Source organism: Algihabitans albus (assembly GCF_003572205.1).
Classification (GTDB): domain Bacteria; phylum Pseudomonadota; class Alphaproteobacteria; order Kiloniellales; family DSM-21159; genus Algihabitans; species Algihabitans albus.
The window spans coordinates 268358-291947 of sequence record NZ_QXNY01000003.1; the positions used below are offsets into that span (position 1 = coordinate 268358).

Consider the following 23590-nt stretch of genomic DNA (forward strand, 5'->3'; position numbering starts at 1 on the left):
CGCTACGCCTCGGACGCGTCGCTCAAGGACTTGATGCCCGCCGCCGTTTCCTTGGCTCCCTTTAGCATCCAGGCATGCTCGGAGGCGACGAAGAATAGCGAAAATCCGAAGCGACGCCATTCCTGTGCCTTTGCCACGTTCGGAACGAAAGTCGCGAAGGCCTTGCCGGCGGCCTTTGCGGAGGCGGCCACCTGTTCGATCTGAGCCATCAGCTCCGGCGACGCCTGGTCGGTCTTACCTAAGGCAACCGAAAGATCCGCCGGTCCGACAAACAAACCGTCGATGCCCGCGGTGGCCGCAATCTCGGCACTCGCGGCAACGCCCTCCGGCTCCTCGATCTGCGCAAGAACGACCGTTTCCTCCCGACTACGCGCCAGAACCTCGCCCATCGACTGAGTCGCATAGCCCGCCCAGCGGGTCGAACCCGCGAAGCCTCGCCCGCCATGGCCGAAATGGGCGGCTTTGGCGATCGCCGCTGCCTTCTCGGCGCTGTCGACATGCGGTACGACCACACCAGTCGCACCGGCATCGAGCGCCTGCAGGACAGCAACCGGAGTGGCTTCGGGCACACGGACCAGACAGGGCAGTCCGAGCGCCCCCCCCATAGCGAGGCAAGCGTCGATCCGGCCACGGTCGAAAGGCGCATGCTCGCCATCCAGGCACAAGAAGTCGAGACCCGACAGAGCCAGAACTTCGACCATCTCGATAGCGGGCGTCTTTACAAAAGTGCCGGCAAGCATCTCCCCAGCCGCCATCCGCGCCTTGAACTGTCCCACGTTTTCTCCTTTCGATACTCTCCGATCGCTAGCGGTTCACCGCAGGCGACAGCTGATTGGCTGCAAGATGACGGGGTTGAAAGGCCGTCATTTCAGGCAGAAGCGCGCCGGACAGAAAGTCCACCGCGTTCTGCGCAGAGCGTTCCGACATGCGTCGCGCTGCTTCTTTGGTCATGGCCGCGGAATGCGGTGTGAGGATGACGTCGGGTCGGTTGAGCAGCGGATCGTCTGACGCCGGCGGCTCCGAAGCCAGAACGTCCGTTGCATAGATCGCCGGTCGTTTGTCGTTGAGGGCTGTCAGCAGCGCAGCTTCATCGACAATGCCGCCACGCGCCGTGTTGACGAGAATCGAGCCGAGCCGCATCTGCGCCAGCCGCCCCGCATCCAGGAGATTCACGGACTCGCTGGTATTGGGCAGATGGAGGCTGACGATATCCGCCTGGTCGAGGCCCTCTTCCAAAGTATCGACACGCGACATTCCGGAGGTGAGGACGCTGTCCGGACTCAAGAAGGGGTCGTAAACCAAGCAGGCGGCCCCAAACGCTTCGACTCGCGACGCGAAGGCACGCCCGATGCGCCCGAACCCGACGATGAGCACCTTCGAGCCCTGAAGCTCCCGCGCCCCCAGGTGATCACGCAGAGACCAGTTCGCACTGCGGACCGCTTCATCGGCAACGGGCAAACGCTTGAGGCTGGCCAACACAAGCGTCATGGCATGTTCCGCAACCGAGACATAGTTGCTGTCCGCCGCCACCGCGACCGTGACGCCCATCTGCTGCATCAGGTCGAAATCGATATTGTCGCATCCGACCCCATGGCGTGAGACGAGCCGCAGACGCCCAGCTCGTTCGAAAACCTGTCGAGGAAGCTTGCGGCTACGAAGCACCAGAACCTCGGCGTTCGCCAGATGAGCGGCGATCTCAGGCTCGGTCGGATCGGGAAGATGCACGCACTCGATTTCTGGGACTTCATGTAGAATCTTCAGACCGGCTTCGTGAATAGGGTCGAGCACCAGGACCTTCGCCATCGTTACACACTCCTCGCTTGCGGCCGGCTGGACTTCGTCACGCGATCTTCTCGCCACTCGAGATCGAGTTCCGCGGCAACCTTTAGGATTGCTGTCAGGACAGGGCGCGGAACCGGGAGTCCCTGTTTGAGACGCTCGGCTCGGGTTCGTCTCTCCTTGTCGCCCGGAATCAAAACAGACTCAATTCCTTGCGCCGGTGCACGGCCTCGAACGAAATCGATGTAATGCGCCACTTCACCGCCGAACATGCCGAGATCATCGAAACGCGCCGGATCCAGAAAAACCGCGAGCATGCCGTTTCCGAACTCGCAGTCGCTCCGACCGTTCGTGCCGTTTCCGGTCAGTGCGCCTCCAAGGAGTTCACAGGCCAGCATGAGACCCGACCCCTTGTGATCCCCAAAGGCCCTGAGCGCTCCGGGACCGGCTTGCGGGTTTGGCGTACGCTCTCTCAAGCTTTCACCGTAGAGCGCTTCGGGGTCGTCGGTCGGCAGCCCGTCGGCCGCCATCAAGGCATCGTGGGGAAGCCGGGTACCTCCGCGCGCGGCCACGAGAGCCTTACCTTCTGCAACCTTCGAGGTCGCGAAGTCCAGAATGAAGTCGTCGCCCTCCCGGTTGGGAATACCGATCGTGACCGGCGCCGTCGATCCTGCCCGCTGTGCGGTTCCGAAGGGGGCTACCAAACGAGAGCCCCCGACATTGACGAAGAAGAGACTGATGTAACCGGCCTCGGCCGCTTGTTCGGCATAGGCGCCGACCCTGCCAACGTGACCGGCCCGCCGCAGCACGATCACGCCTATGCCCTGCTCGCTGGCCAGGGCGATCCCCTCCGCCGTCGCCTCGCGTGCCAACCACTGCCCCATGCCCGATCCGCCGTCGAACTGGCGAGCCGCTCCGAACGTGGCGATCGTGGATAAAGATTGCCTTGCCCTGATCCGCCCCGTGCCCAACCAACTATGATACCGGGGGAGGCGAATCACACCATGGCTATCGTGCCCGCACAGACTGGCATCGACCAGATGAGCGGCCACACAGGTCGCCTCGTCGGAACTGCAGCCGTCCGCCAGCAGCACGTCGCCGATGAGCGACGTCAGCTGGTCAGGATCCGTGAGAACATCGTCCGTCATCTTGGCTTCTGTCGAAACACGACAGACAGGTACATCGAGCTCTCCATCAGCAGGTCGCGCCTGAAGCTAGGGCGGGAGTCGGTCCGGCCGTCGGGCGGAGGATTCACAATCCCCCGCCCAGGGCCGACTCAGTTCGCCGCAACTTCCTTGAAGAAACGAGCAGATCCGGGATGCTGAGGAATACCGACGTCCTGCGCCAGCATGTCCGGGGTGGTCGAACGGAGAGCCGCGACGGCGATTCCGAGATCTTCCAGACGCTCGTGAATCGCACGCGTGACGCTGTAGATGGTCTCCTCGTCGACGTCGCAGTCGGCGATCACATGGGTCCCGAAACTGACCGACTGCACGGGGCCGTCCATGTTGGAGTAAGCATCGGCAGGGATCGTGATCTGCGAGAAACCCGCATTCACTTCGAGCATCTGCTCGAACATGGCGTCGGTAATCGGCAGGAGCTTGAGGTCACGGGATGCACCCACGTCCATGATCACGCCAGCCGGGATGCCGGTCGCTTGAAAGAAGCCGTCCACTTGGCCGTCCTTCATCATGTTGACCTGGTCCGACATCGACGCAAAGTTCACCTGCTCGAGATCGTCATAGCTCAGCCCGACGGTCGAAAGCGTGAGACGTGCCAGTTGCTCGGCGGTGTTGCCGCGCGGCGTCACCGCAAGACGATGTCCGGCAAGTTCCTCGAACGACGTGATCTCTGGATTGACGACGGCTGCCTGAATTACCTGCGGATAGAGGTAAGCGACATTGCAGATATCGGTGGTCGGCTCCGTGAAGGGTTCGCGGCCGAGCGTCGCATCGACGGCCGAGATGTTGTTCGACATTCCAAGTTGAGCCAGACCCTGGGACACGGCCTGGATATTCGCAAGGCCACCACCCGGCCTCACCTGGATTGAAATATCGTCGAACAGCTCCTCGACCGCAGCCTTGATCGCGCCCCCGGTCGGATACCAGGAACCGCCAGGCGATCCGGTTACGAAAATCAGATTCTCATCCGCCATCGCAGGTCCCGCAGCCAGCACGGCAACCAGACTTACAGTCAGTTTCAGTCTCTTGAGCATTGTTATCCTCCCATAGTTTCAGATGCAGGTTTTTGTCGCTAGTCGATGCTGGCCGAAACCTTCTCTACGGCAAGGTTTCGGCGTTGCAGAAGGAACGCTAGGCACGCCAAGGCCAAGCCGACTGCGTCGGTGAGGAGGCCTTGGTAAATGAGAAGGAACGCGGCGGCGACGAGCAGGAGGCGTTCCGGCATCTTCAGATGGCGCGTCAGATAGGCGTGCAGCCCGGCCGACAGAAATGTCACGCCGAGAATGGCGGAGAGCGAAGCGAAGAGGATTTCGCCAAAGCTGCCCTGCATGATGAGCGCCGGCGAGTAGACGAACATGAAGGGGACGATGTAGCCGGTCAGTCCCAGCTTCGCCGCCGCAATACTGGATTCCCAGAGTTTGGCGCCGGAGATCGAGTTGGCCGCGAAGAGACCGATCGCTACGGGCGGCGTTATCGTGGACATGATCGCGTAGTAGAGTGCGAAGAGGTGGGCGGCCTCCAGCGGCGTTCCAAGACGAACAAGAGCCGGAATGAGCAACGCGGTCTGAAGGATGTAGGCAGGTGTCGTCGGCAAGCCCATGCCGATAACGATCCCGGCGAGGGCGGTCAGAATCAGCGCCACAAGCATAGAGTCCTGAGAGATGCCGCGAATGAAGCTGGAGAATTCCAGGCCGAGTCCGGAATGAACAATCACGCCAACCACGATACCTGCACAGGCACAGGCCATGGCGACCTGCACCGCATTGCGGACGCCATTCTCCAGCCCCTCCAACAGCAGAGCGAAGCTGAACTCGGCGCGCGTCTGCTTGCGCAGTAAAGTCGTGGGAAGGATCGAGAGAATTCCATAGAGCGCCGCGAATGCCGGCGAGAAACCGGCAAAGAGCGTGCCCATGATCACGATCAGGGGAATGATCTGGTGCCCACGCTCGCGCAGGACCTTCCAGATTTCGGGAATCTGGTCTTCCGGCAGACCGGAAAGCCCCTGGCGCTTTGCTTCGAAATGGATCGCGACAAAAACCGACACGAAGAAAAGCGTCGCCGGGATAAGCGCGATCAACATGATGTTCAGGTAGCTGACCCCCATGATCTCGGCCATCACGAAGGCGGCGGCGCCCATCACCGGAGGCATGATCTGCCCGCCCGTCGATGCCACGGCTTCGACGCTGCCCGCGAAGGCGCGATTGTAGCCGAGCCGCTTCATCAGCGGGATGGTGTAGCTGCCGGTGGTCATGATGTTCGCCACCGCGCTGCCCGAGATCGATCCGAAGAACGCGGAGGACAGGCTCGCCACCTTTGCCGGCCCACCGGTGGTGCGGCCCGCGATTGCGGTGGAGAACTCGATAAAGAAGCGCCCTGTCCCCAAGCGCTCGGCCAATGCCCCGAAGAGTACGAAGAGAAACAGGAAGGTCGCCGAGACATTGAGCGGAATGCCAAAGATACCTTCGGTGGTCAGGTAGTTGACATCGACGATATAGCCAGCGGTGAGCTGCCCCGTGACGAGCGCGTAGCCGACGAACGCCAAGGCGGTGATCGGCAACGCCGGACCCAAGGTGCGTCGGCAGCCTTCCAGCACGAGAAAGATCAGCCCCCATCCGAGCCAGAACTGCTCGCTTGCCGGCGGCGTGACGAACTGGAAGCGCATGTAGAGCGCTTCCTGATTCACGATGAGATAGCCGACCGTTGCCAAAGAGCCCGCTATGAAGGCGATATCGAGCCCGACGGCGAGCGGCGTGGTGCGCCGGGCCTGTGGAAAGAGAAGGAACACCAGCACCAAGGCCAAGGCCAGGTGCGTGCCGCGGAAGGTGAAAGGTTGGGGCGCGCCGAAGAGAACGACGTCGAAATGGAACAGGATCATGCCCGCCATGAGCGCGAGCGTAAGAGAGCGGAGCCAGAACCGCTGCTTGATCACAGGGCGGGCCTTACGGGCCGGCCGATATCCCGGGTCATTTCAACTCTCCCGCCAACCCCGTTACAGATGCGGGATTGGACCACTATCGCCGACAGCCCTGCCAGGAGAGTGCAAGCGTTTCCTCGACCTACTCACTGTTTCTTCTGTTCTTGCCGCCTAAGGTCATTTCTGTCGACGAAATTGTCAACAATTTCATCTACGATCTTAGCGGCGCAGCGTTCTTTTCACATCTGGCGGGTAAAGAGGCGTTGGCCGGAACGCGTGTAGGTTCTGTTGAACCGCGCTTACTCAGTTTTGAACAGCCACGACATCCAGCAAGCGAAGCCGCGGGAAGGGTCACCCTGCGTTCGACGCCAGACGATGGCGGTGCCGGTAAAGGGCATCGTAGCGATCGACCTGGTTTAGATTGAAATGACCGACCACCAGAGAGACCAGGACTTGCCGGTCGCGCCCCTCCATAGCCGCGATAAGTTCGTAGTGCTGTGCCTCGGTCCGCGCCATGATCGCATCATCGAAGTACTTCATCGCCGCAATGAGATGCGTGCGCGCGGCGTATTCCTCGATCGCGGACGTCAGCGTCCTATTCTCGCAAGCGGAGTAGAGCGTACGGTGAAACTCGTTGTTCAAATGAAGGACCGTCCGAAAGTCCTTCACTTTCAAAGCCGCGGAGTAAGCGGCCTGGACCTCACGCATGGCCCGCGTGACGGCTTTGGGCGCAGGCAAGGGAATGCAGGCGGCCGCGTGAGATTCGATCAGGACGCGAAAGTCGTAGAGCTCCCGAATTTCACGCGGGCTCGGCTCATGCACGAGAACGCCGCGATTCGGCACGCGAACGACGAACATCATCTCTTCGAGCTGGGCGAAAGCTTCGCGCAGAACATGCCGCTTGACGTCATAGCGCTGCACCAGCGGCTCCTCCACGAGGCGAGAGCCAAGCGGAAAGACTCCCAGCACAATGTCCTCGTAGAGGGCCTTGACCACACGCGAAACGGCCTCGGACACTTTGCTATCTCTTCCTCGTTGCACCAGACGCAAGGATAAAAAACCCGATCGGGCGGGCTAAAGTACTATTCCTTCGCCTCCGGACCCGACCGTTCCATCGGGCCGAACGCCCGGCACCGGCCCTGCTGCCGCAGCCGCCATCTCTGGCTCCGGATTGCCGATTCGGCAAAGACCACAGCCTTGCCAGCATTGAAGATCTGCCGGTCGGGGTCAACGCTGCCCAGGTCGAGGCAGAGGTTCACGGGCCCGAAGAGCTTTGCGGATGAAACGATCGGGGGCTGGCGACCGAAGCGCGGAGCGGGCTATCTGAAGACCGCTCTATCCATCCAACCTCAAAACGACACGACCGCGGATTTCTCGCCGTTCCAGGCTTCTCAGTGCCTCGGTGCAGTTAGACCAGGGCCGTTCTTCAATCGGGATCGGCGGAACACGTCCGGAGGCCACCAGCTGCATCAACTCGCCGAAGAGGGCGCGATTGCCGATGTAGGAACCTTCGATACGCAACACACGAATGGGCAAACTGGGCAGTGGCAAGTGCAAAGCGCCCCCGAACAGCCCGACCAAGACGTAGGCGCCACCCTTGCGCAGCAGGTCGAGAGCCAACCCCGAGGTGGCTTCGTTCCCGACAAAGTCCACGATGGTAGCCGGCGCGCCGCCGGCCGCCCGTTTGACGGAGTCAATCGGATCATCGCTCGCCATCGAATTGACCGTCGCAGGTGCGCCGAGCGCCCTCGCCGCAGCCAGCGCCGCATCGTCAATATCGACAACCGTGAAGCTCTTCAGACCTTGTGCGACCAGCAGAGCGATGGCGGTCAAACCGACCCCACCTGCACCGATCAGCACCAGCGGTGTATCCGTTCCGAAAGGCTCCGCCTTGCGCAAAGCGGCAAAGGCGGTCAATCCGGAACAGGCGTAGGTAGCCGCGAGCGCAGGCTCCACACCGGGGGCCGGGACCAGATAGCGAGAATCGGGCAGCAGGACGTGATCGCCGTAGCCTCCAGGCGTGAACACCCCTAGATAGCGAGGCGCAACGCAGAGGTGTTCGTCCTCGGCCGCACAGGCTGGGCAGGCCCCGCAGCCGGTCCAGGGAAAGACCACTCCCTGCCGACCGATCGCACCTTGATCGCCTTCCGGTCCGACGGCAACGACCTCCCCGAAGATCTCGTGGCCGAGGGTCGCCGGCAAAGTCACGCCACGCGATGCCAGCTCCAGCTTCTTGCCTCCGCCGATATCGTAGTACCCCTGCCAGAGATGCAGGTCCGTATGGCATACGCCACAATGACTGACCCGAACGAGGACTTGTGTCGCCGCCGGTTGCGGTGTTTCTCGTTCAAGTCGCTCGAGAGGCGCCCCAAACTCCGTAACGCTCCAAGCTTTCATGGCGTCTCTCCTAGACCGTCATATCGGTTGCGAAAGCGAGGCGGATAGAGCGGCGATTTACCTGCGGCCGTTTCTCTCATCGCCAAGACGCAGATCGGGCCGCTACTCGAGTTCGGCGATCAGGTCGCGTGCTCGCGCAAGCAGTGCCTCGCCATCGACGCCTTCTCCCTCCACATCGGCGATCCAGTCGTCGACGACACTGGCCGTCCGCGCCTCCATGATCTCCCGGACCGAGGGATCGAGGTCGATAACGGTGTAACCGTCCATCTCCGCGAAGCGCTGCTTGTCCTTCAGTTCCTGTCGGTCGAGACCGGCGCCGATTCCGCTTGAGAAGGCAAGACCGGCGTGGTCGTCGATGACCGCCTTGAGGTCGTCCGGCAGAGCCTCGTAGCGCGCCTTGTTCATGATCACCATGAAGCGAGGCGCGGCGATCCGTGCATCGGTCAGGGCCGTCAGTTCATCTTGTAGGCCGAAGAGGTCGATCGCTTCCCAGGGAAAAACGGAGCTGTCGATGGTCCCCAGGCGCAAGGCCTCCGCCATCTCGGTCACCTGCATACCGACCGGCGTACCACCGAGAATCGTGAGAGCTTGGCCGACGATCGCAGAGGGCGTACGGACCTTGAGACCCTCCAGGTCTTCAGCCTGCCGAACCTCGGGGCCAGTCGTGAAGAGTCCGTAAGGCCGATGCGTATAGAGCGCAAGCGGCTTGACCGTTGCGTAGTCGCGGTCGAAATGCCCCTCTTCGTACATCGTCCAGAGCAGGGTCGAACCGGTCTCCGCCTTGTCGAACAAAAAGGGCAACTCGACCACTCCGGACTGCGGGAAGCGGCCGCTGGTGTACCCCTGAACCGTCCAGGCCATGTCGACGATGCCAGCTTCGACCAGTTCGTAGAGCTTGTTGGGTGCCCCGAACACACCGACCGGCTGCAGGTCGATTTCGATCCGGCCACCGCTGTCGTCCTCGACGGCTTCCACGAAGGGACGTAGATGCTTCTCGTGAATGTAGCCGCCTTCCGGAGTCAGGCTGGCGAAACGAAAACTATGCTCCTGGGCGGACGCTGTACCGATAAACATGACATTTATCGCTGCAACCGCGATCAGTGCGAACAAGCCGAGTCTCATTTGCGTTTCCTCCCATCGAGTTTCTATTGGCAAGCACGTTCTTCTGGCGTCCTTCGCGCCATCCGCTAAAGCATGAAAGGGATGTAGAGGCACAAAGCCGGAAACAGGATCAGTAAGGTCAGGCGTAGGATGTCGGCAATCCAGAAAGGCACGACACCCCGGTAGATCGTGCCGAGACTGACATCACGGACGGCGCCTTTGATGATGAAGACGTTGAGACCGAAGGGCGGCGTCAGCAGTCCGATCTCGATCACGATGATTGCAAAGATACCGAACCAGACGGCGGCTTCCGCGGTGGTCATCCCGAGATCCGGCGCCAAGCCTTGGATCAGCGGCAACAGAACCGGCACGGTCAGGATCATCATGCCGATGGAGTCCATGAAACAGCCGAGAACCAGATAAAGCAGCATGATCGCAAAGGCGATCATCAAGGGCGAGAATCCGAGATCAAGGATCGAAGCGGCGAAGACGCGCGGCAAGCCGGAAAACGACATGAACATCGAGAAAAGACCGGCTCCGATGACGATCAAGAAGATCATGGCGGTAGTGCCGGCCGTCTCGAGTAGAGCACCCTTCAGATTGGCCCAGTCGAAGCCGCGGCGGAGAAGGAAGTAAACCAGTGTTCCGCTCGCGCCGACCGCTGCCGCCTCGGTGGGTGTGAAGACACCGCCGTAGATGCCGCCGATCACGGCAACGAAGAGCAGGGCCACTCCACCCGCGTCGCGCAGACCATGCAGCCTCGCGGTCCAGTTGGCGCGTTCGGCACGGGGCCCCGCGTCCGGATCGAGGCCCGTGACCACGGCAATTGCCACCATGTAGAACAGCACCGCCATTGCGCCCGGCACGAGCGCAGCCATGAAAAGATCGCCGAGCGGCGTCTCCGTGATGATCGAGTAGAGCACCAGCATGATCGACGGCGGGATCAGAATTCCGAGCGTGCCACCCGCCGCGATACTGCCGGTCGCCAGTGCATCCTTGTACCCATGGCGTCGCATCTCCGGCAGAGCGACCTTGGACATGGTCGCGGCAGTCGCCAAGGATGAACCGCAGATGGCGCCAAAGCCGGCCGAAGCGGCGATATTGGCCATGGTCAAGCCGCCACGAATGTGTCCGACGAAGGCATTTGCGGCGCGAAACAGCTCGCCGGAAAGGCCAGCCTGGCCCGCGAAGAGGCCCATCAGCACGAAGAGAGGTACGACGGAGAGATTCGCGTTGACCAGATCGCCCGGCCCGATGATACCGAGCGCGTTAAGCGCGCCCGAGGGACCTATGAGCAGCCACAGGCCGCCGAAGCCGACGATGCCCATTGCAAGGCCGATCGGAATGCTGACACCGACCAGAGCGAGCAGAACCGCGAAGCCGTAGAGCCCGATCCAGGCCTGATCGGTCATGGCTCAGCCTCCCGCTTGCGGCTTGGAGACGTCTTCTCCGGCGCTCTGCGAGACCGCCGGCCCCGGTCCGAGGGCCGCATCGGCCGCGGCAAGAAGAGTCATGACAGCCAAGGAAAGAACGGCCAGAGAGAAAAAGGACGCCATGGCGTACCAGATCGGCCAGACCTCGATCTGAAGAATCCACATGCGGTCGCCGACGGTCCGGCGCTCCAGGGCATAAACCCAGATGCGCTGAGTCAGCACAGCCATACAAGCTGTCGACACGAGGCAGACGAAGGCCTCTACCGCCAAGCGCCCACGCCCCCGGGCAAGGCCGGGAAGCAGATCGACCGAAACGTGATCTCTGTTGACGAAACCGTAGGGCATGACCGCCGCAACGGCAAAACCGAGGCCGTAGGCGACCACGTCGACGGCGCCTGGCAGCGGTGCGTTGAACAGATACCGTAGAGCGACGTCAGAGACCGAGTAGAGCATGATGCCGAGAATCGCCACCATGCCGCAGAGGGCGGCGATCTCTGCAGAGCGGCGCATCCAAATCTGCAGACGACAGCGCAACGGGGCGCCGCCGGCCGCTCGATCGAGCCCGTCTGACCGGGTCGCCTTCATCGGCGCCCTCCCATCGCTCCACCGCGCAGTCCTTCGCCGCCCGGCTGCTTTCTTGGCGCTCTACAACGCTAAAAATATGAAACACTGTTTCGCCTGGCGAATGCAAGTCTTGCAGACTCACCGGAGCAGGCGTCAGGCTCCGGCAGGGACCGGGGTCTCCAGCCGATCCAGAGACTGCCGCAGGGCCGTCACCAAATGCTCCGACTCGATCCCGGCGAACTCGACATCCTGACGGGCCAGGAAGGCGCGAACCTTGACCTCCAATGCCCCGACTTCCGCGGCACAGCCGACCAAATCACGCTCGAGCCATTCGATGCTTTCCGTCGGGCGGGGGTGCCAGTCGCCATTGACGATCGCAGCTTCGACGGCCTGGTCGCGGACTTTCAGCGCCGTCCAGATCAAACCGCCCGGTGCCTTGACCCGGCCTCGCCCGATGCGGGCACCGGCAAGCTCACCAAATCGAACGGCCTCGGTCTTGCCGTAGAGCCAGTCGTCGCTGGACAGCCTTTCCCGCAGCTCGGCCGCGTAAGTGCGTTCGATCTCCGACAGCTCCTGTCGGTCCAAATCGCTGACGCCAAAGGCATCTTCGGCGACTTCCCGCGTCAACTGCTCGAGTTCGGCCTCGGAAAAACTGCGCCCACTTTCGCGTTGCAGGTCAGTATAGCGGCTGGCCATATCCTTATGAACCTTGTCCTTGACCTTCTCGGGCGGCAAGGGGATGGCCTTCGCGGCGACATCGATGTTGATCGGCGCGGTGTTGATCAGGATACGCATGGTCATGACGCCGTCCTCGATCTTGAGAGACGTCGGCATCAGCTTGCGGCCCTCGACCTCGACGTCGTTCAGCGGTCGATAGGCGGCCGGTACGTCGTAGCGGCGACGCAGCGTTTCGGCGACTGCACCCAACACTTGCGGGAAAGCTTCGCGTGAAGTCTGCGGTACGCCAGGCAGATCGGTCGGCAGGTAGAAACAGATGAAGATCGAACCGGCGCCGGCATAGATCGCACCGCCACCGTTGACGCGCCGCCTCACCTCGACGCCCGCGCTGCGGCAGAATTCAAGATCGAGAACCTGAGTCGGATCTTCGTTGACACCGATGGTGATGCTGTCGCGGTCGAAAATATCCAGAAAGACGGTCGGCGGCGCCTCACCGCTTGCCACCGCACGCTCAACGGCTGGCGACACCGAGATCGAGAAGTCCGTATAGGCGTTGCGATCGACGACAAGACGCCAAGGTCTGCCTTCAGCCGATGTACTCTTACTCATGGATTCTTCCTCCTCGGATATCTCCGCAGATAGTTCTCAAGTCCGCTCATCGAGCATGACCGGCCCCTCGGGCAGACTCTCGACGGTCTCCAGTGAGTCGAGAGACAGCAGGGTCTGGCTCTTGAAAGACCGGCGAACCGTCTCGCGCGCCACCTCGTCGAGCAGACCTTCGACGATCAGGGTCAAGCGGTCGCCGCCATTCAGGCTGTCGATCAGCAATCGATGCGAACCGCTGGTACCGGGCAGGCCCAGTAACACGGTGCGCAGTTCGGACGGATAGAGCTTGACCCCCTTGACCTTCACCATGTCGTCGGTACGGCCGAACACCACGCGCGGCAGATTCACCCTACGGCCGTGCAGCGGCGCCGTGTGCTGCAGTAGGGTCAGGTCACCGGTACGATAGCGCACAAGCGGCTGCGCCTCTTTTCCAAGGTGCGTGAGGACGAGCTCGCCCCGCTCGCCCTCCGCGACGGGAGCCTCGGTTTCGGGATCCATCACTTCCGCATAGAGCAGTTCGTCGAAGACGTGCACCCCTTCGCCACCCGGGAAAGTGCGTGCGACCGGCAAGACTTCCGACAGCGAGAAGGAGTCGATCAGTTGCGTCTCCGGCATGGCCTGCCGTACCGCGTCGTACAGCGTTCGATTGCCGGTGAAGGGTTCGCCGCCGGCAAAGAAAACCCGTGGGGCCGGCATACCGGCCTCGAGCAGGCGCAGGGCGAAGCTGGGATTGCCCGCCAGTACCGTCACGCCCGCATCGCGGCAGAGCGCCGCCGTCCGATCCGCCTCGCCGGGCCCGGCCGGAACACAGGTCACGCCATGCGCCTCCATTTGCGACTGGTAGAACAGTCCGGCGACGAAGAGATGATAGCCAAAGGTCACGGCGCAGACGTCGTCGGGCCCTATGCCGCAGGCCGAGAGTTGGCTGCCCGCAGCCGCATTGATGCGCGCCAAGTCGGCCTTCGTATGTAGGATCGGCACCAGGCCGCCCCCCATCGGAGAGAAGTTCATGCGCACCGCCTGTGGACAGGCGAAGGCACCGAAGCCCGGCTTGCGCATCTCGCCGACCAGATCGTTACGGCGCATCGGAGGGACTCGCGCCGCAAACTCATCGGCGCAGGTAACCTGACGAGGCAGACGGCCGGCATAGAACGGGTGCCGGCTCAGACGGTCGAGGGTCGCGTTGATCGCGTCGAGCGGAAAAGTCATGTCCGTCGAATCTTTCCTAAACGGTCAGAGGGCATGGGGTTTGCGAGCCAGCAGCAGGCGTTCGCCGTAGACCAGCGTCAAGGCCACAAGGCCGATGAGATCGCTGCGATGCTCCGGCACCATCAAGGCAAAACCGCCGATCAGCATGACGAGGGCGTGCCAGAGTCGCAGCGGTCCGACAAAGTAGAGGTAGCGTTCGAACGCGGAGGAGAGCATCCACACGGCCGCGAGCGCCGTTGTGACGGCTAGAGCCACGTCGATCAGGGAACCCTTCAGGATCAGCGCCGGGTTGTAGACGAACATGAAGGGCAGGAGGAAGAGCACCAGCCCGAGCCGCATCGCCATCATCCCGGTGACCATGGCGGGCGCCTTGGCGATTCCGGCGGCTGCCACCGCCGCCAGCGCGACCGGCGGCGTGATGTAGGAGAGCATGCCCCAATAGAGGATGAAAAGGTGACTGGCCATCGTGTCCAGCCCCGACTGTACCAAGGCCGGCGCCAGCACGATCGCCAGAAATATGTAGCAGGCGCTGACTGTCATCCCCATGCCGAGGATGAAGCTGGTTGCCGCGCCGAGTACCAGCAGAAGAACGACGCTGTCGCCCGCGTACTGCACGAGTTCGCGGGAGAAGGCGTTGCCCACGCCGGTGATCGAGAGCGCCCCCACGATCAGGCCGATACCCGCCAGAATTCCGATCAGATGCGCAATGTTGATGCCGGTCTGGACCAGGAAATCGAGGAGGACCTGCAGCCGTCCGGCCCCGCGCCGCAGGAACACCGCCGTCACGATCAAGACTGCGGCGGCGTAGAAGGGGGCCATGCTCTCGATATTCTCGACCAGCAGCAGATAGACCAGCAAAGCCAGGCTGAAGAGATAGACCCAGCCGTCGCGCAAGGTCCCCAACAGGGATGGCAACTCGCCGCGCGGCAAACCCCGCAAACCGACGCGCGCCGCGTAACCGTCCGCCTGCAGTAAAAGAACGGCATAGAAGAGCAACGCCGGCACGGCTGCAGCCGTCATAACCTCGACGTAGGGAACGTTGAGAAAACTCGCCATGATGAAGGCGACGGCCCCCATGACCGGCGGCATGAGCGCACCGCCGGTCGAGGCGCAGGCCTCGACCGCCCCGGCATAGGCCGGCGGATACCCGCAACGCTTCATGGTCGGAATGGTCATGGAACCGGTCGAGAGAACGTTGGAGATCACACTGCCAGACAGACTCCCGAAGAAACCGCTAGAGAGGATCGCCACCTTGGCCGGTCCGCCGCGCGACCCGCCCAGCAGGGCGGTTGCCAGCTTCATAAAGAAATCGCCGCCGCCGGAGACGGTCAGGGCGACGCCAAAGACGAGAAATCCGATCAGCAGGTCGGAGACGACCCGCATGGGAATGCCGATGATGCTCTCGACACCCATGGCATGGGCCCGCGCCGTCTCCGGCAGAGTATACTGGCTACCCCAGAGGAAGCCGGGCATCGATCCGGCGAACAGCGGATAGACCGCAAAGACGGCGCAGATAGCGAGTAGCGCAGCGCCGCCGCAGCGGCGCACACCCTCCAGCGCGAGCAGCACCAGCAAACCCGAGATCGCCGTGGGCATCGGCGGTGCCAGAAGGTCCCAGCCCATGCTGAGAATGTTGCGGGCATTGGCGGAGAGGTAGAGGCCAGCCGCCATTACGGCGGCGGCCAACAGCCAGTCGTACCAGCCCACCCGCACCGCGTCGCTGGCTCGCGCGGGAAAGGCCAGAAAGACGATCGGCAGGAAGAATGCAATCAGCAGGTAGTAGTAGCCCGTGCTGATCGGCGCAAAGCCGAGGATCTGGAGGTTGAAGATCTGATTCACGGCCGAGGTGAGTCCGACCGCCGACAAGACGAGACAGGCAAACCACGCCGGTCCGGAGACGCGGCCTGACCGTTGCCACCCCCAGTCAGCCGGAACAGGCGTGTCGCGTTCGCTCATGAAAGCTCGATTCCGCTGGCTGGTCGGCATCCCTTGGGTGCTGGACGCGATGAAGAAGACAGGCGGGCCGTTCCGGTCGAACGGCCCGCCTGCAAGGGAGCCGCGTTCCGCTACTGTAGGTTCTGGTTGCGATAGTCCGACCAGAACGCCGGCCAGTCCTTACCGGCAATCTGCTGGTCCAGCGCGAGCTCTTGGGCCGCATCCCAAGCTGCCTGCACGGCGGTCATGCGTTGCAGACGGTTCTGGTTCCAAGCCTCGTGCTCATCGCTCCAGACGCCCAGTTCCTTCAAGGCACGTACGGCCCCGGGATGGAACGGCGCGTCGGCCGGCGGCTGGCCCGCAGTCTCAAAGTTCCAACGCGGCATGACCGCGTTGACGTCCTTGTACATATCGAAGGTTTCGACCATCGCCATGACCAGACTGTAGGCCTGCTCCTCGGATGTCTCGGCGTAGGTCGTGATCATCGGGTACCTGTAGGCGATCAGGTAACCGGGATTGGAATCCGACAGGCCTGCGCCCACGGTCTCGACGGCCGGCGAGAAGAAAGGTGCCACACCGCGCAACCGGGTCCAGCCTTCGTCGTTGTCGGCCGGAAGCGGCGGCCAAGAGATTCCGCGACTGGAGGCTTCCAGTTCGCGGAAGATCCCGGCGGTCGGCACGCCGCCGGCACAATCGTTGGCGCCTTCGACAACACCTCGCAGGGCTGCGCCGTAGGAGGGAACGTCGACAACCTCGACATCATCCCAACTCAGGCCGGCAAAGGCCAAGATCGCCTCGACCTTGATGTTCACCGAGGGATTGGCCTGAATGCGCGAGACTCGCAGGCCTTTGATGTCGGCAATCGATTCGATCTCGGCATCGGCGGCGCAGCCGAGGCCGAAACCGGCCGGCCGGCCAAGCAGGACACGAAGGTCCTGAGGCCCCCATTCGCGCGCCGCGAAATCGTAGATCGCCTCCGTGGCGAAATAGACCTCATTCGCCAACCAGCCGTACTGCACGCGGCCGGTCTTCAGGGGGAGCAGTCGGCCGATCGACGTGCCCGACGGCATGATACGGATTCGGGTGCCGTACTCCTTGATCATGGCGTCGGCCACGGCCGATGCTTCCGTGTAGCCGCTGGAGCCGACGTCGTAGGCGCTCCACATCATAGTGTCGGGCAGCATGATGTCCTCCGCCGCGGCCGGACCGCCCGCCAGCAGGGCGGCGCCGAACGCACCAAAGGCCCACCTCCGGCTATACCCACTCATCATTGGTCACATCCTCCCTCTCGTTGATTTCGCTGCCTGTCTGAGCAGCTTGTTCACGTCCGCCTATCTTCTGCGCATTTATCCAATTCAGATCCCGACCAGAGGAGGCCGTATAGCAGACTCGCGAGGATTACTTTTTGTTGTTTTTCAATGCCTCACGCGGTCCAATTTCGATCTTTGGAACAGCGTTTTACATTTGCTAGCGTGACTCTCCCGGCATTTGGATGCAAGAGTTCAGTGCCTGCCGCGGGTCTATCGCCAGCAGCAGAGAGACTGTCGAAGCCCGGCCAAGGGCCATCGGTCATCCTGCGTTCCGACAGATCGTCCGGGGCGCCGACGGTGGGAGGAACCGTCATGTACGAGACTCAACACCGCCTACCGGGCGGCGCGGCGCAAGTCGTCGGTCTTGATCACCTGATTTCGGAGATCGAAGACGGCTGCCGGCTGGCGTTACCTCCGGACTACGGAGGGGTGGCCGTGGCGGCGACCTTGCGGATCATCGAGCGGGCTCCACGAAGCCTGCACCTGATCTGCCTGCCAAGCAGCGGCCTGCAGGCGGACATGCTGATCGCAAGCGGCTGCGTCGGCACAGTGGAGACCGCCGCCATCACGCTCGGCGAAGCCGGCCTGGCGCCGGCCTTCACGCAAGCCGTCAAAGCCGGGCGGCTGCGCATGCTGGATGCGACCTGTCCAGCGCTACACGCCGGCTTTCAGGCGGCCGAGAAGGGTGTTCCCTTCATGCCGCTGCGCGGCATCATCGGCTCCGACATCTTGCACCGTCGCCTCGACTGGCAGGTGATCGACAATCCCTTCCCCGAGACGGACGCGGATCTGCGCATCGTCACCGTACCGGCGATCCGGCCCGACGTTGCCCTCTTTCATGCGCCACGCGCCGATCGCTCGGGCAACGTCTGGATCGGTCGACGCCGAGAACTGGCCAGCCTGGCCCATGCGGCGCGGAGAACCCTGGTAACGGTTGAAGAGATCGTCGATGACGATCTGCTGGCCGAGGAGGCAAGCGCAGCCGGTGTGCTGCCGTCTCTCTACGTTTCGTCTTTGGCCGTGGCGCCGGGCGGCGCCCGTCCGCTGGGTTTGCAGGATCTCTACGAGCCGGAACCGGAGACCGTGGCCAACTGGACCCAGGCCGGCGGTCAAGGAGATTGGGCCGGCGCCTTCGCGGCCCTGCGCCGAGCCCTCGCTGGCGAGACGGCGGCATGAGCCAGGGCATCCACGTCCGCGAAGTCGTGATCCAAGCTATCGCTGATCTGCTGTCCGGCTGTCGCAACGTAGCGGTCGGTGCCCTGTCGCCGATCCCGGGCAGCGCCACCCTGCTGGCCCGCGCGCTGTCGGGAGACGAAATGCGGGTCACTCTGTTGGGCAGTCGCCGCCACAACTACTTCACCGACGGCGGGCGCGAACTCTTCGACGCGGCAGGGCAAGGCAGGATCGACGCTTTCTTTCTGAGCGGCGCCCAAATCGACGGGGCCGCCAACATCAACTTGACCTGCATCGGTGATCCGGACCGCCCCAAGGCCCGTTTCGCCGGTGCCTTCGGCTCCGCATATCTCTACTTCGTCGTCCCCCGAGTCATCTTGTTCCGCGAACAGCACGATCGGAAGGTCTTCGTCCGCAAAGTGGACTACATCTCCGCGCCGGGCATCTCCGAGCCGGGCGTCTACCGCAGAGGCGGACCCTACGCACTGGTCACCGGGCTCTGCGTCATGCGTTTCGACAGCACGCGCGGCCGCTTCCGTCTTGCCTCCGTTCATCCAGGACACAGTGTCGAAGAGGTGTGCGACAAAACCGGCTTCGACTTCGATATACCGGAGTCGATACCCATCACGCCGCTTCCATCGCAACACCAGCTTGCAACGCTTCGAACCCGGGTCGCGGCGGAGGTCGCGGAGACCTATCCGCGTTTCGCAACAGACCTCTTCACTGCCTCTGTCGCCGGCTTGCCGCCGGTCAAGGCCAAACTGGAGTCCGCCGACCGATGACCGACCCTGTCTCTGCCTCAGGCGCTCTAGCCGGAACAACGGTGATCGATCTCACCAGAGTGCTGGGGGGTCCCTACTGCACCCAGATCCTGGCCGACCAGGGCGCCGAGGTCATCAAGATCGAGCCACCGACCGGCGACGAGACCCGCGGTTGGGGCCCGCCCTTCCGCGACGGCCTGTCCGCCTACTTCTCGGGCGCCAACCGGAACAAGGCGTTCTTGTCGCTGGACCTCTCCAAGGCCGAGGGGCGAGAGGTGCTGTTCCGCCTGCTCGAGACCGCGGACGTGCTGATTCACAACTTCAAGACCGGCACACTGGAGAAGTGGGGGATCAGTTGGGAAGATGTCCTGCAGCAGCGCTTTCCACGTCTCGTCTACTGCCATATCACCGGTTTCGGCGACGACGGTCCGATGGGCGGCCTACCAGGTTATGACGCTGTAATTCAGGCACTTTCCGGAACGATGAGCGTCAACGGCACACCGGACACAGGCCCGCTGCGCATGGGGACGCCGATCGTGGATCTCGGCACCGGGATGACGGCGGCCATCGGAATCCTTGCAGCCTTGCTGGAGCGCGAGCGCAGCGGCAAAGGCCAGAAGCTGGACGTACCGCTCTACGACAGCGCCGTCGCTTTGCTGCATCCTCAGGCTGCCAATGCGCTGATGACCGGCAGACCAGCGCAACGGATCGGCAATGCCCACCCTAACATCTCGCCCTACGACCTGTTTCCGACCAAAACCAAGCCGGTCTTTCTCGCCATCGGCAACAACCGCCAATTCGCGATGCTCTGCAGGTTCCTGGGAAAGCCGGAACTCGCCGAGGACCTGCGCTTTCTCGACAACGCGGCGCGCGTCGAGCAACGCGATGCGCTGCGCGCCGAACTCGCGGCACTGCTCGCCGATCACGAGGCAGAGAGCCTGACGGAAGCACTGCTCAAGACCGGCGTGCCGGCAGGTGCCGTGCGCGAGATCACCGAGGTCCTCGACCACCCTCACACGCGGCATCGCAAAATGGTGGTCGAGTTGGACGGCTACCGCGGTACCGGTATCCCGATGAAGATGTCCCGCACGCCGGGCAAGGTCCACAGCAAGCCCGGCAGGCTCGGTCAGGACAGCCGGGCCGTTCTGCGCGCGCGCGGCTGGTCGGAGCGGCAAATCGCGGACCTCGAGGAGGCCGGTGTCCTGATCGCGGACGAGGCTTCGGAAGAGGCCGGACTGGAAGCCGCAGGATGAGCCAGGTTGGACGAGCGGGAATCGTCACGGGGCACGAGAACTCGGCAAACCGGAGCTTGACCGAAACCCCGTCGCAACCCGATACGGAAGGGCTCGATCTCTGGGAGAAGGACCGCTCGCTTCAGCAGCTTCTCGATCTCTACCTGCCGGCCGATCTCTACGCTCATCTGCGGCCGCATCTGGCCCGCTTGGGTGCGATGGTTACGACGCGGCTCGACGCGCTGTCACATACAGCGGACAGACATCCGCCGGTCCTACACGCCCGCGACCGTCAGGGCCGCGACGCGGCCCGGATCGAGAAGCATCCGGCCTACCGGGAGCTGGAAGAGATCGCCTTCGGGCAATACGGTCTGGCGGCGATGTCACACCGGGGCGGCGTGCTGGGCTGGCCGGACCCGATCCCGCCGGCAGCCAAGTACGCGCTGACCTATCTGTTCGTGCAGTCGGAGTTCGGCCTTTGCTGCCCGATCAGCATGACCGACGCCCTGACCCGCACGCTAAGACGCTTCGGCGATCCGGCCTTGGTCGAACGCGCCCTATCGGAACTGACCACGACCGATGTCGACGCGCTTGCTCAAGGGGCGATGTTCATCACCGAGCAAGGCGCGGGCTCGGACGTGGGAGCCGGCACGGTGACGGCGCAGACCGACGAAGCTGGCCAATGGAGACTTCATGGCGACAAGTGGTTCTGTTCCAATCCCGACGCCGCCTGGGCCATGGTGCTTGCACGGCCCGAAGGGGCACCCTCGGGCACGCGCGGGCTCGGCCTTTTTCTGATGCCGCGAACGCTAAGCGACGGAAGCGGCGGTGAGCAGCCGAATGCCTATCGGATCGTGCGACTGAAAGACAAGCTGGGAACCCGTTCCCTGGCATCGGGTGAAATCCGGCTGGAGGGGGCTCTAGCTTATCCTGTCGGCCGGCTCGACCAGGGCTTCAAACAGATGGCGGAGATGATCAACGTCTCACGCTTGTCGAACGGCGTTCGCGCGGCAGGCCTGATGCGGCGGGCGCTCCACGAAGCACGGCATGTAGCGGAGAATCGCGCAGCCTTCGGACATCGCCTGACCGACATGCCCCTGATGCGGCGCCAGCTCCTGAAGCTCCTCGTCCCGACCGAGCAAGCGCTGTCGATGACACTGTTCACTGCAGACGTCATGGCTAGGTCCGACGATGGGGACAGCGAAGCCTCGATTTGGCTGCGTCTGCTGACACCGCTGATCAAGTTCCGGGCCTGCCGCGACGCGCGCAAGGTGACCGGCGACTCCATGGAGGTGCGCGGCGGCTCGGGTTATATCGAAGAATGGATCAGCCCGCGTCTGGTGCGCGATGCCCATCTCGGGTCGATCTGGGAAGGCACGAGCAATATCGTCGCCCTCGACGTTCTGCGCGCCATACGCAAGCAAGAGGCTCACAGGCCTGTCGTGGACGGGTTGTCCCAACGGCTCGCGGCGAGCGACACGATCTCTCCCGACTTCCGAGCCACTCTGACCCAGCGGCTCGCGATGGCTGCGCAGCTCGCCGAGAGGACTGGCGAGCAAGCCAGCGCCGGCGAGCACTCGGCGCGCCATGTGGCGAGTGCGCTCTACAATGCAACGACAGCCGCAATCCTGGCGCTCGAGGGTGCGGCTCTGGCGAAACGCCAGGGGGATGCCAAGCGTATCGTATTGGCGAAATTGGTGGTCGACCACAGACTGAGCTCCCGCGATCCGCTGGCGCCGGAACCTATGGAATGCGACCAAGCGGCCTGGCGATTGCTGATTGAGCAATCCGTTTGTACGGCGGTCGAGGCAACCGACTTCTGTGCGGCAGCGCGAAGCGCCTAGCCGACGAAATGCCCGACGGCCAGGAGCAACGAGCAGAGCAGCAGTGCGAGCAAGCTGTGAAGTCCGTTCCAATCCCGCCCGATGGCGCGCGCGGAGCAACCGGAGAGCCTGCCGATCATCATGGTTGCCGCCGCCGCCGGGGAGGAACCGACGGTCAGTCCCCATCCCATTACCAGGCCGAGGCCGAAGACGGTCGGCTCGACGCCGAAGCGCGCAGGATCACCGATCACGGCTGCCAGGACGGTCACGCTGATCAGCGGATTGGCGCCCAACTGACCAAAGACGACCACGAGCCAGGGCATGACCACGGCGATCAGCAGCGGCGGCAGCTGCGCCTGATCGAGTGCGGCTTCAGCACCGCTTTCGGACAGCAGGGCGGCGATGAGGGTTCCCAGAAAGGCGGCGTTGCCGAGCACGGCGATCTCCGCTCGCTGAGTCGGTACGGTTTCGCCGAGGTAGCTGCCCATCCGGCCGGTGCTGTGCCGCACCCCCTTGCCGAGGGCGAGCCACGACAGAGCGATGAGAGGCACGACCAAAATCACACCGTGGATCAGGGCGCCATCCGTCGTTTCATCGACCAGCAGCGACAAACCGAAAACCAGGCCGAGCAACCCGAACAGCGGCGCAAGCGCCTGCCAACGGAAAGGTTCGGCGGCAGCCGGGACGCGCGGTCTCGGCATGGTCAGGCGATCGATCGCCCAACCGAGTGTGAGGACGGAGATCGCTGCCAAGCCGCCGAACAGCATCAAACTGGGCCAGGCGGTCCCGGCCACGGTCGTGGTCACGATGGCGAAGGCGACCGTCAGGGGGCTCCAGAACATCAGGACGGAGAATCCGCGCAGGACGGCCAGGAGCATACGCCGCTCGCGGATGGCCTGGATGCGGCGGTCACCACCGGCAGACTGCAGCGTGTTGGCGTCCCGCACCATCCCGCCCAGCAATGCGACGGCGCCGAAGTTCAGGATGGTTCCGAAGAGAGTTCCACCCAAGGTCATGGCTGCGTAGCGACGACCGGGCGGTTGCCGCGCCAGCAGACGCCCAGCCGTCAGTACGGTATCGGAGCCGCGCGCGGCTTCGCGCAGTGCACCGAGCGCGGCGAAGAGCGCGGCGAGAAAGGCAGCGCGCCCCAGAGCCGCCATCACCGCTTCGCCTGGGTGTTCGAGCCACCAGAGGGAAAAGAGCGTGACGGCCGCACCGACCGTAAGATGCACCCAAGCTGTCCGCGGAAGCTGAGGCGCCTGCAGCAACAGATAGAGAGCCAGGGCCCCCAAAGTCGCCGGCGCAACGAACGCCAGTCCGGTGAGAGCCTGGATCAGAACGCCGACCCAGAGCACCAGAACCGCCGCGCCGGACAGCGGGTTCAACAGCCTGCGAACAGGCTGCTTCGGGCCCTCGTCTGGGCCGGTCTCTACGTTCGGCACGCAGGCATCCCCTCACCTTTAGAAATCCAACCAGCAAAGAAGAGACCGGAAT

At 63.3% G+C, this 23590-nt stretch carries 19 protein-coding genes; 4 read left to right on the forward strand and 15 right to left on the reverse strand.

The genetic code is table 11. The features are described from left to right. Positions 1-2 precede the first annotated feature (2 nt). The 14 genes from DBZ32_RS07970 to DBZ32_RS08035 form a co-directional block, all read right to left on the reverse strand. Positions 3-776: an HpcH/HpaI aldolase family protein gene (locus DBZ32_RS07970; RefSeq protein ID WP_208539150.1), complete on the reverse strand. Its 774-nt coding sequence runs from the start codon at positions 774-776 to the stop codon at positions 3-5. Positions 777-804: 28 nt separating this feature from the next. After that, complete coding sequence (locus DBZ32_RS07975) at positions 805-1803, reverse strand: hydroxyacid dehydrogenase (RefSeq protein ID WP_119166613.1); 999 nt, start codon at positions 1801-1803, stop codon at positions 805-807. A 2-nt stretch (positions 1804-1805) separates the two neighbouring features. Further along, the gene (locus tag DBZ32_RS07980) at positions 1806-2927 is read right to left on the reverse strand and encodes an Ldh family oxidoreductase (RefSeq protein ID WP_119166614.1); all 1122 of its coding nucleotides are present in this window, start codon (positions 2925-2927) and stop codon (positions 1806-1808) included. A 128-nt stretch (positions 2928-3055) separates the two neighbouring features. After that, on the reverse strand, positions 3056-3994 hold the full coding sequence (locus DBZ32_RS07985) for a TAXI family TRAP transporter solute-binding subunit (RefSeq protein ID WP_119166615.1): 939 nt from the start codon (positions 3992-3994) through the stop codon (positions 3056-3058). 38 nt (positions 3995-4032) lie between these two features. Continuing rightward, a complete protein-coding gene (locus tag DBZ32_RS07990) occupies positions 4033-5844 on the reverse strand; it encodes a TRAP transporter permease (RefSeq protein WP_119167002.1) in 1812 nt (603 codons plus the stop codon). Between the two features lie 381 nt (positions 5845-6225). Next, complete coding sequence (locus DBZ32_RS07995) at positions 6226-6891, reverse strand: GntR family transcriptional regulator (protein ID WP_162906629.1); 666 nt, start codon at positions 6889-6891, stop codon at positions 6226-6228. Positions 6892-7209: 318 nt separating this feature from the next. Beyond that, a complete protein-coding gene (locus DBZ32_RS08000) occupies positions 7210-8271 on the reverse strand; it encodes an alcohol dehydrogenase (protein WP_119166617.1) in 1062 nt (353 codons plus the stop codon). Between the two features lie 102 nt (positions 8272-8373). Continuing rightward, a complete protein-coding gene (locus tag DBZ32_RS08005) occupies positions 8374-9345 on the reverse strand; it encodes a TRAP transporter substrate-binding protein (protein ID WP_162906630.1) in 972 nt (323 codons plus the stop codon). Positions 9346-9458: 113 nt separating this feature from the next. Continuing rightward, the gene (locus DBZ32_RS08010; RefSeq protein WP_119166619.1) at positions 9459-10784 is read right to left on the reverse strand and encodes a TRAP transporter large permease; all 1326 of its coding nucleotides are present in this window, start codon (positions 10782-10784) and stop codon (positions 9459-9461) included. 3 nt (positions 10785-10787) lie between these two features. Continuing rightward, the gene (locus tag DBZ32_RS08015) at positions 10788-11315 is read right to left on the reverse strand and encodes a TRAP transporter small permease (RefSeq protein WP_162906631.1); all 528 of its coding nucleotides are present in this window, start codon (positions 11313-11315) and stop codon (positions 10788-10790) included. A 207-nt stretch (positions 11316-11522) separates the two neighbouring features. Then, the gene (locus DBZ32_RS08020) at positions 11523-12656 is read right to left on the reverse strand and encodes a lipoate--protein ligase family protein (RefSeq protein ID WP_119166621.1); all 1134 of its coding nucleotides are present in this window, start codon (positions 12654-12656) and stop codon (positions 11523-11525) included. Positions 12657-12692: 36 nt separating this feature from the next. Next, complete coding sequence (locus DBZ32_RS08025; protein ID WP_119166622.1) at positions 12693-13862, reverse strand: phenylacetate--CoA ligase family protein; 1170 nt, start codon at positions 13860-13862, stop codon at positions 12693-12695. Positions 13863-13886: 24 nt separating this feature from the next. Beyond that, positions 13887-15818, reverse strand: coding sequence for a TRAP transporter permease (locus tag DBZ32_RS08030; RefSeq protein ID WP_119166623.1), 1932 nt, complete (start codon positions 15816-15818; stop codon positions 13887-13889). Positions 15819-15928: 110 nt separating this feature from the next. Then, a complete protein-coding gene (locus DBZ32_RS08035; protein ID WP_208539151.1) occupies positions 15929-17068 on the reverse strand; it encodes a TAXI family TRAP transporter solute-binding subunit in 1140 nt (379 codons plus the stop codon). A gap of 351 nt (positions 17069-17419) precedes the next feature. Here DBZ32_RS08035 and DBZ32_RS08040 point away from each other — a divergent pair, with 351 nt between their 5' ends. Genes DBZ32_RS08040 through DBZ32_RS08055 form a run of 4 tightly spaced genes read left to right on the forward strand, consistent with a single transcriptional unit; the run spans position 17420 to position 22117 of the window. After that, positions 17420-18283, forward strand: coding sequence for a CoA transferase subunit A (locus DBZ32_RS08040; protein ID WP_119166624.1), 864 nt, complete (start codon positions 17420-17422; stop codon positions 18281-18283). Then, on the forward strand, positions 18280-19062 hold the full coding sequence (locus DBZ32_RS08045; protein WP_119166625.1) for a CoA-transferase: 783 nt from the start codon (positions 18280-18282) through the stop codon (positions 19060-19062). The genes DBZ32_RS08040 and DBZ32_RS08045 overlap by 4 nt, the downstream gene beginning before the upstream one ends. Beyond that, complete coding sequence (locus tag DBZ32_RS08050) at positions 19059-20294, forward strand: CaiB/BaiF CoA transferase family protein (protein WP_119166626.1); 1236 nt, start codon at positions 19059-19061, stop codon at positions 20292-20294. The genes DBZ32_RS08045 and DBZ32_RS08050 overlap by 4 nt, the downstream gene beginning before the upstream one ends. Further along, positions 20291-22117, forward strand: coding sequence for an acyl-CoA dehydrogenase family protein (locus tag DBZ32_RS08055; RefSeq protein ID WP_119166627.1), 1827 nt, complete (start codon positions 20291-20293; stop codon positions 22115-22117). The genes DBZ32_RS08050 and DBZ32_RS08055 overlap by 4 nt, the downstream gene beginning before the upstream one ends. Here the strand turns inward: DBZ32_RS08055 and DBZ32_RS08060 are convergent. After that, positions 22114-23538 (reverse strand): hypothetical protein, encoded by a 1425-nt coding sequence (locus DBZ32_RS08060; RefSeq protein WP_162906632.1) that lies wholly within the window; start codon positions 23536-23538, stop codon positions 22114-22116. The two genes, DBZ32_RS08055 and DBZ32_RS08060, sit on opposite strands and share 4 nt — an antisense overlap. Positions 23539-23590: the final 52 nt, after the last annotated feature.

Coding starts and splice junctions, on each gene's coding strand:
- DBZ32_RS07975 (WP_119166613.1), bottom strand. CDS start 1,803: ATGGCGAAGGTCCTGGTGCTCGACCCTATTCACGAAGCCGGTCTGAAG.
- DBZ32_RS07980 (WP_119166614.1), bottom strand. CDS start 2,927: ATGACGGACGATGTTCTCACGGATCCTGACCAGCTGACGTCGCTCATC.
- DBZ32_RS07985 (WP_119166615.1), bottom strand. CDS start 3,994: ATGCTCAAGAGACTGAAACTGACTGTAAGTCTGGTTGCCGTGCTGGCT.
- DBZ32_RS07990 (WP_119167002.1), bottom strand. CDS start 5,844: ATGGCGGGCATGATCCTGTTCCATTTCGACGTCGTTCTCTTCGGCGCG.
- DBZ32_RS08000 (WP_119166617.1), bottom strand. CDS start 8,271: ATGAAAGCTTGGAGCGTTACGGAGTTTGGGGCGCCTCTCGAGCGACTT.
- DBZ32_RS08005 (WP_162906630.1), bottom strand. CDS start 9,345: ATGTTTATCGGTACAGCGTCCGCCCAGGAGCATAGTTTTCGTTTCGCC.
- DBZ32_RS08010 (WP_119166619.1), bottom strand. CDS start 10,784: ATGACCGATCAGGCCTGGATCGGGCTCTACGGCTTCGCGGTTCTGCTC.
- DBZ32_RS08015 (WP_162906631.1), bottom strand. CDS start 11,315: ATGCGCCGCTCTGCAGAGATCGCCGCCCTCTGCGGCATGGTGGCGATT.
- DBZ32_RS08020 (WP_119166621.1), bottom strand. CDS start 12,656: ATGAGTAAGAGTACATCGGCTGAAGGCAGACCTTGGCGTCTTGTCGTC.
- DBZ32_RS08025 (WP_119166622.1), bottom strand. CDS start 13,862: ATGACTTTTCCGCTCGACGCGATCAACGCGACCCTCGACCGTCTGAGC.
- DBZ32_RS08030 (WP_119166623.1), bottom strand. CDS start 15,818: ATGAGCGAACGCGACACGCCTGTTCCGGCTGACTGGGGGTGGCAACGG.
- DBZ32_RS08035 (WP_208539151.1), bottom strand. CDS start 17,068: ATGATGAGTGGGTATAGCCGGAGGTGGGCCTTTGGTGCGTTCGGCGCC.
- DBZ32_RS08040 (WP_119166624.1), top strand. CDS start 17,420: ATGTACGAGACTCAACACCGCCTACCGGGCGGCGCGGCGCAAGTCGTC.
- DBZ32_RS08045 (WP_119166625.1), top strand. CDS start 18,280: ATGAGCCAGGGCATCCACGTCCGCGAAGTCGTGATCCAAGCTATCGCT.
- DBZ32_RS08050 (WP_119166626.1), top strand. CDS start 19,059: ATGACCGACCCTGTCTCTGCCTCAGGCGCTCTAGCCGGAACAACGGTG.
- DBZ32_RS08055 (WP_119166627.1), top strand. CDS start 20,291: ATGAGCCAGGTTGGACGAGCGGGAATCGTCACGGGGCACGAGAACTCG.